The 13,825-nt window shown below is 67.7% G+C and carries 12 protein-coding genes; 4 read left to right on the top strand and 8 right to left on the bottom strand.

The annotated features are described in order from the left end of the window. Window positions 1-8 precede the first annotated feature (8 nt). On the top strand, window positions 9-1,088 hold the full coding sequence (locus B1790_RS25380; RefSeq protein WP_079926053.1) for an ABC transporter ATP-binding protein: 1,080 nt from the start codon (window positions 9-11) through the stop codon (window positions 1,086-1,088). A 71-nt stretch (window positions 1,089-1,159) separates the two neighbouring features. Here B1790_RS25380 and B1790_RS35100 read toward each other — a convergent pair whose 3' ends face one another. From B1790_RS35100 to gltB, 3 genes are all read right to left on the bottom strand, one after another. After that, window positions 1,160-1,300 (bottom strand): hypothetical protein, encoded by a 141-nt coding sequence (locus B1790_RS35100; RefSeq protein WP_173007931.1) that lies wholly within the window; start codon window positions 1,298-1,300, stop codon window positions 1,160-1,162. A gap of 232 nt (window positions 1,301-1,532) precedes the next feature. Then, window positions 1,533-2,999 (bottom strand): glutamate synthase subunit beta, encoded by a 1,467-nt coding sequence (locus B1790_RS25375; RefSeq protein ID WP_079926052.1) that lies wholly within the window; start codon window positions 2,997-2,999, stop codon window positions 1,533-1,535. Continuing rightward, complete coding sequence (gltB, locus tag B1790_RS25370) at window positions 2,992-7,611, bottom strand: glutamate synthase large subunit (protein ID WP_079926051.1); 4,620 nt, start codon at window positions 7,609-7,611, stop codon at window positions 2,992-2,994. Before gltB ends, B1790_RS25375 begins: the two co-directional genes overlap by 8 nt. 639 nt (window positions 7,612-8,250) lie before the next feature. Here gltB and aqpZ point away from each other — a divergent pair. After that, a complete protein-coding gene (gene aqpZ / locus B1790_RS25365; RefSeq protein WP_079926050.1) occupies window positions 8,251-9,018 on the top strand; it encodes an aquaporin Z in 768 nt (255 codons plus the stop codon). Window positions 9,019-9,090: 72 nt separating this feature from the next. On the opposite strand, the gene B1790_RS25360 is transcribed toward aqpZ, so the two are convergent. Then, entirely contained in the window at window positions 9,091-9,636 is a 546-nt protein-coding gene (locus B1790_RS25360) for a Dps family protein (protein ID WP_079926049.1), read from the bottom strand. 101 nt (window positions 9,637-9,737) lie between these two features. Between B1790_RS25360 and B1790_RS25355 the strand changes: the two genes are divergently transcribed. Next, window positions 9,738-10,385 carry a DUF2461 domain-containing protein gene (locus tag B1790_RS25355; protein WP_079926048.1) on the top strand — a complete coding sequence of 216 codons (648 nt, stop codon included), beginning with the start codon at window positions 9,738-9,740 and terminating at the stop codon, window positions 10,383-10,385. On the opposite strand, the gene B1790_RS25350 is transcribed toward B1790_RS25355, so the two are convergent. Together B1790_RS25350 and B1790_RS25345 are read right to left on the bottom strand one after the other, a co-directional pair. Further along, window positions 10,382-11,290 (bottom strand): DNA-3-methyladenine glycosylase, encoded by a 909-nt coding sequence (locus tag B1790_RS25350; protein ID WP_079926047.1) that lies wholly within the window; start codon window positions 11,288-11,290, stop codon window positions 10,382-10,384. The two genes, B1790_RS25355 and B1790_RS25350, sit on opposite strands and share 4 nt — an antisense overlap. Window positions 11,291-11,299: 9 nt before the next feature. Continuing rightward, a complete protein-coding gene (locus B1790_RS25345; protein WP_079926046.1) occupies window positions 11,300-11,671 on the bottom strand; it encodes a DUF427 domain-containing protein in 372 nt (123 codons plus the stop codon). Window positions 11,672-11,731: 60 nt separating this feature from the next. On the opposite strand from B1790_RS25345, the gene B1790_RS25340 reads away from it, so the two are divergent. Further along, window positions 11,732-12,193: an SRPBCC family protein gene (locus B1790_RS25340; protein WP_079926045.1), complete on the top strand. Its 462-nt coding sequence runs from the start codon at window positions 11,732-11,734 to the stop codon at window positions 12,191-12,193. Here the strand turns inward: B1790_RS25340 and B1790_RS25335 are convergent. Together B1790_RS25335 and B1790_RS34795 are read right to left on the bottom strand one after the other, a co-directional pair. Continuing rightward, window positions 12,190-13,560, bottom strand: a complete 1,371-nt coding sequence (locus tag B1790_RS25335; protein WP_142271497.1) for an FAD-binding oxidoreductase — start codon at window positions 13,558-13,560, stop codon at window positions 12,190-12,192. The two genes, B1790_RS25340 and B1790_RS25335, sit on opposite strands and share 4 nt — an antisense overlap. Before the next feature lie 27 nt (window positions 13,561-13,587). Beyond that, the gene (locus tag B1790_RS34795) at window positions 13,588-13,749 is read right to left on the bottom strand and encodes a hypothetical protein (RefSeq protein ID WP_158083879.1); all 162 of its coding nucleotides are present in this window, start codon (window positions 13,747-13,749) and stop codon (window positions 13,588-13,590) included. Window positions 13,750-13,825: the final 76 nt, after the last annotated feature.

Genomic DNA, 13,825 nt, shown 5'->3' with positions numbered 1-13,825 from the left:
GGATTACGTTGGCAGAAGTCGAGTTTCGAGACGTCGTACGGAAGTACGCGGGCGACGTGGTGGCACTCAAGGGCCTGAACCTCACGGTCGGCGACGGCGAGTTCCTGATCTTGGTAGGGCCGTCGGGGTGTGGCAAGAGCACTGCGCTGCGCCTGCTGGCGGGGCTGGACAAGCCCACCTCGGGCGAGATCAGGATCGGCGGCTCGGTGGTCAACGGGTTGGCGCCCGGTGAACGCGACATCGCGATGGTGTTCCAGAACTACGCGCTGTATCCGCACATGACGGTGTATCGGAACCTGGCGTACGGGTTGCGGCAGCGCCGGACCCCGCGGGCCGAGATCGAGCGGCGAGTCCGCGAGACGGCCGACCTGCTGGAGATCGGCGAGCTCCTCGACCGCAAGCCCGGCCAGCTCTCGGGCGGGCAGCGTCAGCGCGTGGCGATGGGGCGGGCGCTGGTGCGCAAGCCGCAGGCGTTCCTGCTCGACGAGCCGCTGTCGAATCTGGACGCGAAGCTGCGCAACCAGGTGCGCGGCGATCTCAAGCGGCTGCACAGGGAGCTTCCCGTCACGTCCATCTACGTCACCCACGACCAAGTCGAGGCGATGACGCTCGGAGACCGGCTGTGCGTCATGTCCCGTGGCGAGGTGCAGCAGATCGGCACCACCGACGACATCTACAACCGGCCAGCCAACACCTTCGTCGCGGCGTTCATGGGCAGTCCGCCGATGAACCTGCTGCCCGGCGTCGTCAAGGACGGCACGTTGCACGTCGGCGGCGCGGCCATCACCGAGGTGGCGACGCCGAACGGCCCGGTGACGGTGGGGGCGCGGCCGGAGCACCTGGAGGTGCGCACGACCGTGGCCGACGGCACGGTGCCCGCCCGCGTCGACTTCGTCGAGCCGCTGGGTAGCCACGCGCTGGTCACCGCCATCGTCGAGGACGAGCACCGGGTGATCGTGCACGCGCCGGCGGGCACACAGCTGGATCCGGGGACGCGCGTCGGGTTGGCGTTGCCGCGGGAGCGGACCTACTTCTTCGACGCGGTGACCGGCGACGCGCACCGCAGTCGCGAGCGCATCACTCTGTAGATACTGACGGCCAGGTAGATAACTCGGCTAAGCAAACTTTCGCGCTGCAACTACGGCGCGATGGGGTCGAGTTAGACGCCGTACCGGACGAGTTCGGCGGCCGTCACGAGACGCTCGTGCTTGGCCGGAAAGTCGCGGCTGCGGACCGGGTGGCGGAACAGTGACCAGGCCATACGGCCCATTCGCGAGCGAGCGATTGGATTGATGTACACGGTGTTACTCCTGCGGTCGTCTTGCTTCACCGTGGGCCCACACTAGTGCACGAACCCCGAGAATCATTAGACACCTGTGATCTGGCTAACACCAGAGGGCGCGCCGACAAAAGATCGGATGTTTCTGGTGTGACTGGAGTGGTTACTGAGGCGTCCACCGGCGCCGAGATCTGCGTGTTGGTCGCGATCAGCGACCAACCACGACCCGCACGCAGAAGTCGGCGAGCAAAAGCTAGCGCTGGGGAGCGGCCGTCGGCTTGATCGGCGCCGGGAGTGCCGTCCGGCCCATCAGGTGGCGGTCGACGCCCGCGGCGGCAGCCCGGCCCTCGGCAATCGCCCACACGATGAGCGATTGCCCGCGACCCATGTCACCGGCAACGAAGACGCCGGGCACCGAGGTCTGGAAGTCGTCGTCGCGCTTGACGTTGCCGCGGTCGGTCAGCTCGACCCGCAGATCGGTCAGCAGACCCTGCTTCTCGGGGCCGACGAAGCCCATCGCCAGCAGAACCAGGTCGGCCTCCAGCTCGAAGTCGCTGCCCTCGACCTTGGCGAACTTGCCGTCGCGCATCTCGACCTCGTGCACCTTGAGCGCGGTGACGTGCCCGTCGACGCCGATGAACTCCTCGGTGTTGACCGAGAACACCCGCTCGCCGCCCTCTTCGTGTGCCGAGGCGACCCGGTACATCAGGGGGTAGGTCGGCCACGGCGTCGAGTCCGCGCGCTCCTCAGGAGGCCGCGGCATGATCTCGAACTGGTGCACGCTGGCCGCGCCCTGCCGGTGCGACGTGCCGAGGCAGTCGGCACCGGTGTCGCCGCCGCCGATGATGACGACCTTCTTGCCCTTGGCGGTGATCGGCGGTTCGCCGTCCTCGCCGACCACCTGGTCACCGTTCTGCACCCGGTTGGCCCAGGGCAGGTACTCCATCGCCTGATGAATGCCGTCGAGTTCGCGGCCGGGGATCGGCAGGTCACGCCAGTCGGTCGCGCCACCGGACAGCACCACGGCGTCGTAGTTCAGCCGCAGTTGGGCCGCGGTGAGGTCGACGCCGACGTTGACCCCGGTGCGGAACGTCGTGCCCTCGGCCGCCATCTGCTCGAGGCGACGGTCGATGTGGCGCTTCTCCATCTTGAACTCGGGGATGCCGTAGCGCAGCAGACCACCGATGCGGTCGGCGCGTTCGAACACCGTCACCTGATGTCCTGCCCGCGTCAGCTGCTGCGCCGCAGCCAAACCCGCGGGGCCCGATCCGACGACTGCGACCTTCTTGTTGGTCAGCCGATGCGGCGGAAGGGGAAGCACCCAGCCTTCGTCGAAGGCGTTGTCGATGATCTCGACCTCGACCTGTTTGATGGTCACCGGGTCCTGGTTGATGCCAAGGACGCACGACGCCTCGCACGGTGCCGGGCACAGCCGCCCGGTGAACTCCGGGAAGTTGTTGGTGGCGTGTAGCCGTTCGATGGAGTCGCGCCACCGGTCCTTGAAGACCAGGTCGTTCCACTCGGGGATCAGGTTGCCGAGTGGACAACCGTTGTGGCAGAACGGAATACCGCAGTCCATGCACCGGGCCGCCTGGTCCTGCAGCACGTCGTGGGGGAAGTCCTCGTAGACCTCGTTCCAGTCGCGAAGCCGCAGCGGGACTGGCCGACGCTGAGGCGTCTCGCGGTGGGTGTGCTTGAGGAAGCCGCGCGGGTCAGCCACGAGCCGCCGCCATGATCGCGGTGTTGACGTCTTCACCGTTGCGTTCGGCTTCGGCGATCGCGGTCAGGACCGACCGGTAGTCGCGTGGCATGACCTTCACGAAGTGCTTCAGTTGAGACTCCCAATCGGACAGAACCCGTTGGCCGACGGCCGAATCGGTGGCGTCGACGTGCGCTTGGAGGATCCCCTGCAACCACTCGACGTCGTGGTCGTCCAGCCGCTCGAGTTCCACCATCTCGCCGTTGAGGTTGTCGGACAGCGTGCCGTGCAGGTCGTACACGTAGGCGATGCCACCGGACATTCCCGCGGCGAAGTTGCGGCCGGTGGGTCCGAGGATCGCCACCTTGCCCCCGGTCATGTACTCGCAGCCGTGGTCACCCACACCCTCGACCACCGCGTGGGCGCCCGAGTTCCGCACTGCGAAGCGCTCGCCGACCTGACCCCGCAGGAAGGCCTGACCACTGGTGGCACCGAACAGCACCACGTTGCCCGCGATGATGTTGTCCTCGGCGGTGAACTCTGCCGGCGCGGACTCCGACGGCCGCACCGCGATGCGTCCGCCGGACAGACCCTTGCCGACGTAGTCGTTGGCGTCACCGTAGACGCGCAGCGTGATGCCCTTCGGCAGGAACGCGCCGAAGCTGTTGCCCGCCGACCCGTCGAAGGTGATGTCGATGGTGCCGTCGGGAAGTCCTTGTCCGCCATGAATCTTCGTCAGCTCGTGGCCGAGCATGGTGCCGACCGTGCGGTTGACGTTGGCGATGCTGGTCCGGAACTTGACCGCAGACCCGGTGTCAAGGGCCTCGCGGCTCTGCGCGATCAGCTGCTGGTCGAGTGCCTTGTCCAGCCCGTGGTCCTGCTGCGAGCTGCAGTACAGGTCCTGATTCATGAACGCCGAGTCGGGTTCGACCAGCACGGGAGACAGGTCCAGCTTGTGGGCCTTCCAGTGCGCGGCGGCCTGCTTGGTGTCCAGCGCGCCGACCTGGCCGACCATCTCGTTGACGGTGCGGAAGCCCAACTGCGCCATGAGTTCCCGCACTTCTTCGGCGATGAACCGGAAGAAGTTCTCGACGAACTCGGGCTTGCCGTTGAACCGCTCGCGCAGCAACGGGTTCTGGGTGGCGACTCCGACCGGGCACGTGTCGAGGTGACACACCCGCATCATGATGCACCCGGCCACCACCAGAGGGGCGGTCGCGAAGCCGAACTCCTCGCCGCCGAGCAGGGCGGCGACGACGACGTCGCGGCCCGTCTTGAGCTGACCGTCGACCTGCACCACGATGCGATCGCGAAGTCCGTTGAGCAGCAACGTCTGCTGCGTCTCGGCAAGCCCCAACTCCCACGGAGCACCCGCGTGCTTCTGCGAGGTGAGCGGGGTGGCGCCGGTGCCGCCGTCGTGACCGGAGATCAACACGACGTCGGCGTGCGCCTTGGAGACGCCCGCCGCGACGGTGCCGACGCCGTTCTCGGACACCAGCTTCACGTGCACCCTGGCACTGGGGTTGGCGTTCTTCAGGTCGTGGATCAGCTGCGCGAGATCCTCGATGGAGTAGATGTCGTGGTGCGGCGGCGGCGAGATCAGCCCGACGCCAGGCGTCGAGTGCCGCACCTCGGCGACCCACGGGTACACCTTGTGACCCGGAAGCTGGCCGCCCTCACCGGGTTTCGCACCTTGAGCCATCTTGATCTGGATGTCGGTGCAGTTGGTCAGGTAGTGGCTCGTCACGCCGAACCGGCCCGACGCGACCTGCTTGATGGCACTGCGGCGCCAGTCGCCGTTCGCGTCGTGGTCGAATCGGTCGACGGATTCGCCGCCCTCACCGGAGTTGGAACGGCCGCCGAGTCGGTTCATCGCAATGGCGAGCGTCTCGTGCGCCTCGGCGGAGATCGAGCCGTAACTCATTGCGCCGGTGGAGAATCGCTTGACGATCTCCGAGACGGGCTCGACCTCGTCGATCGAGACGGGCGGCCGGACGGCGTCGTCACCGGTGCGGAACTTGAGCAGCCCACGTAGCGAGGCGAAGCGCTCGCTCTGGTCGTCGACCATCTTGGTGTACTCCTTGAAGATGGAGTACTGACCGGTGCGGGTGGCGTGCTGCAGCTTGAACACGGTGTCGGGGTTGAAGAGGTGGTACTCCCCCTCCCGCCGCCACTGGTATTCGCCGCCGACCTCGAGCTCGCGATGCGCGCGCTCGTCGGGGCGATCCAGGTAGGCCAGGGCGTGCCGCGACGCGACGTCGGCGGCGATGTCTTCGAGGTCGATGCCGCCGACCGGGCAGTGCAGCCCGGTGAAGTAGTCGTCGAGCACCTGCTGGCTGATGCCGATGGCCTGGAACAGCTGGGCGCCGGTGTAGGACGCGAGGGTGGAGATGCCCATCTTGGACATCACCTTCAGCACGCCCTTGCCCGCAGCCTTGGTGTAGTTGGCCTTGGCCTGGTCACTGGTGATGCCGGTGATGATGCCGCGGTCCACCATGTCTTCGATGGACTCGAACGCCATGTACGGGTTGATCGCCGCGGCACCGAAGCCACACAGGGCGGCCATGTGGTGCACCTCGCGGGCGTCACCCGTCTCCACGACGAGCCCGACCTGGGTGCGGGTCCGGTCGCGGACCAAGTGGTGATGGACGGCCGAGACGCTCAGCAGCGACGGGATCGGCGCCAGCGAATCGCTCGACTCGCGGTCCGACAGCACGATGATGCGGGCGCCTTCGCGGATGGCCGCGGAGACCTTCGCCCGGACGTCGTCGATCGCTTCCTTCAGGCCCTGCCCACCGCGGGCGACGGGGTAGAGGCAGCGGATGACGGCAGCGCGCAGGCCGTGCTTGTGGCCGCGGATCTCGTGGTCGGGGTCGACGCAGATCAGCTTCGACAGTTCGGCGTTGCGCAGGATCGGGTTGGTCAGCACGATCTGACGACAGGAGTCGGCGTTCGGGTTGAGCAGGTCGCCCTCGGGGCCGACGGTGCCCTGAAGGCTGGTCACGACTTCTTCCCGGATGGCGTCCAGCGGCGGGTTGGTCACCTGCGCGAACAGCTGCTGGAAGTAGTCGTAGAGCATCCGGGGCCTGGCCGAGAGCACGGCCACCGGGGTGTCGGTGCCCATCGAGCCGAGCGCCTCGGCGCCGCTGCGCGCCATCGGCGCGACCAGGAGGTTGAGCTCCTCGTAGGTGAATCCGAAGGCCTGCTGCCGCAGCACCACGCGGTGGTGCGGCATGCGCACGTAGTCGCCGGGGGGCAGGTCGCCGAGGTGGAACAGGCCGGCTTCGAGCCACTCCTGGTACGGCTTCTCGGCGGCCAGCTCCGCCTTGACCTCTTCGTCGGAGACGATGCGGCCCTGGGCGGTGTCGACCAGGAACATCCGGCCGGGCTGCAGGCGCATCTTCTGCACCACGGTCGACGGGTCGAGGTTCAGCACGCCGGCCTCCGAGGCCAGGACGACGAGGCCGTCCTCGGTGACCCAGATGCGCGACGGCCGCAGACCGTTGCGGTCGAGGACCGCACCGATCACGGTGCCGTCGGTGAAGCACACCGACGCCGGGCCGTCCCACGGCTCCATGAGCGAGGAGTGGTACTCGTAGAACGCGCGACGCGCGGGATCCATGCTTTCGTGCCTCTCCCACGCCTCGGGAATCATCATCAGCATGGCGTGGGGCAGGCTGCGGCCGCCGAGGTGCAGCAGCTCGAGGACCTCGTCGAAGCGTGCGGTGTCAGAGGCACCGGGGGTGCATACGGGGAAGATCTTGTCGACGTCGGCGTGGGAGCCGAAGACGTCGGTCTTGATGAGCGCCTCACGCGCCCGCATCCAGTTTTCGTTGCCGGTGACGGTGTTGATCTCGCCGTTGTGGGCGACCCGGCGGAACGGGTGCGCCAGCGGCCACGACGGGAAGGTGTTGGTCGAGAAGCGGGAGTGCACGATGCCCAGCGCGCTGGTCATCCGCTCGTCCTGCAGATCCAGGTAGAACGCCTTGAGCTGCGGGGTCGTCAGCATGCCCTTGTAGGCGAACGTCTGACCCGAAAGGCTTGGGAAGTAGACGGTTTCGCGACCGGGGCCGTCCTGTCCAGGACCCTTGGTGCCGAGCTCGTGTTCGGCACGCTTGCGCACCACGTAGGCACGCCGCTCCAGGTCCATTCCGGAGGCACCGCCGATGAACACCTGACGGAACGTCGGCATCGCGTCACGGGCGAGGGCGCCGAGGGAGGAGTCGTCGGTCGGAACGTCACGCCAGCCGAGGAAGGTCAGGCCCTCGGCCTCGATGATCTTCTCCACCGATTCGCACGCCGCCGCGGCGTCGCGGGACGACTGCGGCAGGAACGCGATGCCGGTGGCGTAGCTACCCTCGGCGGGAAGTTCGAAGTCGACCACCGCACGGAGGAACGCGTCGGGGACCTGCAGCAGGATGCCTGCGCCGTCGCCGGTGTTCGGCTCGGCGCCCTGGGCGCCACGGTGCTCCATGTTCAGCAGTGCCGTGATCGCCTTGTCGACGATGTCGCGGCTGCGACGGCCGTGCATGTCGGCCACCATCGCCACGCCGCAGGAATCGTGCTCGTAGGCCGGGTTGTAGAGGCCTTGTTTGCGGCCTCCCTGCCTCGAGCCATGGTCGCTGGGCGCCATTCCCACCTGCCCTTCACACCTCTACGGAAGCCTGATGCTGACAGCCGTCATGCACGGCTGTTGCCGGCGGGCGATGGGTCGAGCTACGTGCAGCATTGAACGACGGGACTTCCCACTCGCCACGAATGGGGAAACGATATGACAAACCCCGCCTGACATGCCAACTTAGTACAGCCTAACGTGGGAGTTTGCCGAGACGTGCGGGTTCGGCGACGGATTCTGCCGGGCGACGACGAAATCCGTTGTTGCGGTGCGTCGGTGACGGAGTTGGGGTCCGGCTGGGCCGGGACGGCGGCCTGCAGCGGTCATTTCGCGTACCGCCATCTTGATTTGCCATCTAAGGTCATAACGCCGTTGGCGTGCGTAGACACTTCCATGAAAATTTGCTGGCAACCAATTTCGAGCCCTACAAGACCCGTCGGCGGCGCTCCACGGGCGCAGCGGCGCCCCGCCGACCGTGGCGAACGCCGACGCCGTCGCAACGAATACCGCGCACCTGGCCTCGGCCACCCGTGCGGGCACGCGTAGTCCGGTCACCATCGGGACAAGATTCGGCATCGGCTATACCGAAAGCGTTTGGCCGCGTGCGACCCTCGAATGACTGGTAGCGCAACGACGCCCTGCCGAGGAGGCACTCCCATGACCGCACCCACGATGTGGCATCGACTCGCAGCCGAGTTCATCGGAACGTTCTGGCTCGTCCTCGGCGGTTGCGGCAGTGCCGTATTCGCCGCGAAGTTTCCCTCCGACGGCACGGCCCTGGGCATCGGATTCCTCGGCGTCTCACTGGCATTCGGATTGACCGTCCTGACCGGCGTCTACGCGTTCGGCACCATCTCCGGAGGTCACTTCAACCCCGCCGTGACGCTGGGGGCCGCCATCGCCAAGCGCGTCGAATGGAAGGCGTTGCCCGCCTACTGGATCACCCAGGTTGTCGGCGGCGCCGCGGCCGGTGGCGTCATCTACGTCATCGCCTCGGGCAAGGCCGGCTGGACGGCCGAGGGAAACATGGCGGCCAACGGATTTGGCGACCACTCCCCCGGCGGCTACTCGATGGTGGCCGTGTTGGTCGCCGAGGTCGTGTTGACGGCGGTCTTCCTGCTGGTCATCCTCGGCTCGACCGACGATCGTGCACCAAAGGGTTTCGCGGGCTTGGCAATTGGCCTGACGCTCACCCTGATCCACCTCATCTCGATCCCGATTTCGAACACGTCGGTCAACCCGGCACGGTCTACGGCGGTGGCGTTCTTCAACGGCGACGGCGCCCCGGCGCAACTATGGCTTTTCTGGCTGGCGCCCCTGGTCGGTGCGGCGATCGCAGGGGCCGCATACCCGCTGCTGTTCGGCCGCAACGAAGAACTCGCTGATCGACCGGTCCGCGACGACGCACTGGAGGAGGTGAACTGAGCGCACACGTGACTCGGGCCCGCATCCCAAAGGGGATGCGGGCCCGCTCGCGGCTATTTGCTTAACCGAAGATCACTTCTTCTTTGCCTTGGCGGCGGCACCCTTTTCCGAGGTCGCGCCTTCATTCGACAGTTCGCCACCGGCGTTCTCCAGATGCGCACGAACGAACCACTGGAACTTCTCGAGTTCTGCGGCGTGGCCGATCAGCATGTCCTGCGACACCGGATCGAGGTCCTCAAGGGTGTGGATGGCCTTGCGGGTGTCCTCGTTGACTCCGGTGTACACCAAGTCGAGCGCCGCCAAGTGCGCCAGCACCAGGTCACGGCCAACTGAGTAGTCGTCCCAGGTGCGGTCCTTGATGATCGCCCCGGGAGTGCCCTGCGGTGAGACACCCAGTGCGGCGATGCGCTCGGCGGCCTCGTCGGCGTATCCGCGGACCAATTCGACCTGCGGGTCGATCATTTCGTGGACGCCGATGAAGTTGGGTCCCACGACGTTCCAGTGCACGTGCTTCAGGGTCAGGTGGAGGTCGTTGTAGGTGCTGAGCTGCTTCTGCAGCAGGTTGGCGACCTCTCGGGCGTCCTTGTCCGACATTCCTGGAATCGTGAATCCTGCCATGCGTTGTATCTCCCTTTCTCGTGCTTACCAAGACACCTACCCGCCTCCGCCGAGGGTTACACCCCCGCGGCGGTACGCGATCACATCGCTACGCTCGCCACATGACTGAGTCGGCGCGCGGGTTCACTGGTTTTCCAGAAGCCGCCCTCGACTTCTACGACGATCTGGAGATCGACAACACCAAGTCGTTCTGGGAGGCGCACAAGGACGTGTACCTGACGTCCGTGAAGGCTCCGACCGCCGCACTGGTCGCGGCGCTGGAACCGGAGTTCGGCACCGCGAAGGTCTTCCGCCCGTTCCGCGACGTCAGGTTCGCCAAGGACAAGACGCCGTACAAGACCCACCAGGGTGCGTACGTCGGGGCTGGCCCGGCGTGCGGCTGGTACGTGGAGATCGCCGCCCGCGGGGTCCGCACCGGGGCGGGGTTCTACGACGCGAGCTCGACGGATCTGGCCAGGATTCGCGCGTCCATCGTCAACGACCTCACCGGCGACCAGCTCGGCAAGATCCTGGCGAAGCTGACCCGGGCCGGCTTCACGGTCGGCGGCGACCGCCTGAAGACGTCACCTCGCGGGTTCAACGCCGACCACCCGCGCATCGATCTCCTGCGGCATCGCTCGCTGACCGTCACCAAGGAATACGGCTTCGAGCCGATCATCCACACGCCGGAGTTCGTCGACGCGGTGCGTGCCGACTGGCGGGCAGCCCGGCCACTGGTCGAATGGGTCGCCGCCCGACTGGGTGACTAGAGCGCGCGCAGGTTGGGGATCGCCATTCGCGCGCCGAAGCGGGGGTTGCGCGCCAGCCCGCTGACCTCCAGCAGGCGAACCGCCCGAAACCGGTGCGGCCGAAGGGGTTCCAGCAGTTCGAGCATCTCGTCGTCGTCGATCCGATGGCCCAGCAGCGTCGACCCGACGACATTGGACAGGTGGTAGTCGCCGACGGACAGCGCGTCGGCGTCGCCCCAGGCCCGTTGGGCGACCTCGGCGGCGGTCCAGATCCCCACGCCGGGCAGCGTCATCAGGGCGGTCCTGGCGTCCTCCGACGGACGGGCCGACAACTGCTCCAACGCGTCCGCCCGCTGTGCGCAGCCGACCAGCGTCCGCGCGCGCCCCGGGTCGACGTTGGCGAGGTGGAATTCCCACGACGGGATGCGCCGCCACACCTCGGCAGGCGGTGGAACGCGCATGCGTTCCGGGGCAGGACCGGGCGCTGGCGCGCCGTACTTCGTCACCAGCAACCGCCAGGCCCGAAACGCGTCCTTGCCGGCGACGCGCTGTTCGAGCACGGCGGGGACGAGGGCCTCCAGTACCCGACCGGTGCGGCCCAGTCGGAGGTGCGGGACGCGACGGTGCGCGGCGGCGATCGTCGGCTCCTCGGGCGCGAAGCCGGTCGCGTCGTCGTGCACGCCCAGCAGCGCAGGCAGCCGCTCGAGGAACTCGGCGGCACCGTCACCCCACGCCTCGCATTCGACCGTGGTGCGCGCCGACGTGACGATGCGCGCGGTCACCGGCCCGCTGGGCAGCAGGCTGGTCTTCCAGATCGCACCGTCGACCACCTGGTAGCACGGGTCGCCGGGACCGCGGCGCTGCGGGGACAGCGTCGTCGACGGGCTGGCGGGCCCTTCGAAGGTGACGCTGGCGCAACTCGACACCGCCAAAGGCTAACCGACCGAGACGTCGGCCTTGGTGCTGTAGAACGCCACGTGACCTGCGATGGCGTCCACCGCGTCGTACGGCTGCTCGTAGGTCCAGATCGCGTCGTCGACGGTCTGTCCGGCGGCGCTGAGGTGGTAGTAGTTCGCCTCACCCTTGTACGGGCAGTAGGTGGTGGTGTCGCTGCGCGTCAACGCCGACGGCACCACGTCGGCCAGTGGCACGTACTGCACGGCGGGGTAAGTCGACTCCTGAAGGGTCAACGCGGCGTCGGTCTCGGCGACCACCTCGCCGTTCACGCGGACGACGACGTGCTCGCCGGTCGGCGTGACGGTGATGGGATGCGCTTCGGTGGGCTGGAGGACGGTTCGTTCGCTCATTCCCTACCCAACGTTCTCGGACCGTGCCTTGTTTCCGGCGCCGGTCGCTACCATCGCGCCATGACTGAACCCTCGGCGCAGGCGTCTGTGACCATCTCGGCCAGCTGCGCCGACGTGTACGCCCTCGTCACCGACCTCCCCACGATGGCAATGCTCGCCGAGGAAGCCAACGCCATGCAGTGGCACCGGGGTGACGGCGCGGCGCCCGGTGCGGTGTTCAAGGGTCGCAACGCCAACGGCGGCAAGTCGTGGACCACCACGTGCACGGTCACCCACGCCGAGCCCGGCCGGGTGTTCGCGTTCGACGTCAAGAGTTTCGTCGTCCCCGTGGCGCACTGGCGCTACGACATCGAACCGGTCGACGGCGGCTGCCGGGTCACCGAGCAGACCTGGGACCGGCGACCGGGCTGGTTCCTCAAGCCCGCGCGGATCGCCACGGGCGTCTCCGACCGCACGTCGGTCAACGCGAAGAACATCGAGCTGACGCTGCAGCGGTTGAAGGCCCGAGCCGAAGAGGCTTAGGGCTTGGCGGTGATCCGATCGGCGACCCTGGCGATCGGCGACGTCGTGGCGCGACCGCCGAACTCGTGCCGGTCGGCGGCCTTGTACGCCAGGTAGACGCTGCGAACGCCGAGCCAACGCAGCGGTTCGGGCTCCCAGTTCTTGGACCGGTGCCCCACCCACGCCATCTCCGTCCGCGGCGTCTTCTCACCGAGCACCAGCTCCGCCAGCGTCCGTCCGGCCAGATTGGTCGCCGTCACACCATGCCCGACGTAACCACCCGCCCAGCCGAGTCCCGTCGCCCGGTCGAAGTCGACGCCCGCCGACCAATCCCTCGGGACCGCGAGTACCCCGCACCAGCCGTGCGCGATCGGCACGTCGCGCACCTGCGGCAGCACGTCGTGCAGCATCGCCGTCAGCTCGCGGATCGTGCGCTGCGGCACCCGGCCGTCGACGTCGGTCCGCGACCCGTAGCGGTAGGGCACGCTGCGGCCGCCGATGGCGATGCGGTCGTCGACCGTGCGCTGGGCGTAGAAGAAACCGTGCGCCATGTCGCCGACGGTCTCGCGGCCGTCCCACCCGATGGAATCCCACACCTCCTCACCGATCGGCTCGGTGGCGATCAACGAACTGTTCATCGGCAGCCAGCGCCGCTTCAGTCCGGGCAACCCCGCGGTGAAGCCCTCGGTGGCGCGCAGGATGACGGGCGCCCGGACGGTACCCGTCGGGGTCGTGGCGCGACCCGCGGCGATCTCGGTAACGGGAGACATCTCGTAGACGTCGACGCCGAGGCGCTCCACGACGTCGGCCAGTCCACGGGCCAAAGCCGCCGGCTGAATGCGGGCGCAGTGTGGCGTGTGATGGGCCGCGACCACGCGCGAGAACCGAACCCGTTGCGCCGCTTCGGCCGTCGTCAACTCGGTGAAGTCGGTGAACCCCCAGCTGCTTTCCTCGGCGCGCCGTTCGGCGAGCCGCTGGGCCTGGGCGGCGTTGCGGGCGATCTGCAGGGTGCCGCCCTTGACGATGCCTGCCTCGACGCCCTCGCGTTTGGCGACCTCGATGACCTCGTCGATCGCCTCGAGGAGCGCCCGCTGCCAGGCCACCACGGCGTCGCGTCCGCGCTCGCGAGCCAACGCGTCCCGGTCTCCTGGCGCCATCCCCGACAACCAGCCACCGTTGCGCCCCGACGCGCCGAAACCCGCGAACCGCGCCTCGAGGATGGTGACGCGCAGCGAAGGGTCCGCGCGCTTGAGGTAGTAGGCGGTCCACAGCCCGGTGAAGCCGGCGCCGACGATGCAGACGTCGGCGTCGCGGTCACCCGGCAGCGACGTGCGTGGGGAAGGGATCTTGTCGAACCAGTGCGAGACATGACCGTTGACGGGAGGCACCACGGAAGTGTGCCAGGGCGGGTCGTCCTACGCCTGCCGCTCTTGCCACCGGCCCTGCTCGGCACAGTCCTCGTACCAACACGACGGACCGCGCCGAGACTCGGGTCTTCCACCGAGTTGGACGATCCGGTAGTACATGGGATGTCCGCAGACGCAGGTGTCACCGGTGTATTCGTTGTGCCTGGACATCGTCGATCCCTCCGTTGGGTGGCCCCCACCGGGGATGCCCAATCCCGCCGGAATTACTCCAACGACGGCCGGTCGG

The organism is Mycobacterium sp. AT1, assembly GCF_002043095.1.
Classification (GTDB): Bacteria; Actinomycetota; Actinomycetes; order Mycobacteriales; family Mycobacteriaceae; genus Mycobacterium.
Note: the sequence above shows the minus strand (reverse complement) of the source record. Positions and strands in the feature narration are given on the sequence as shown.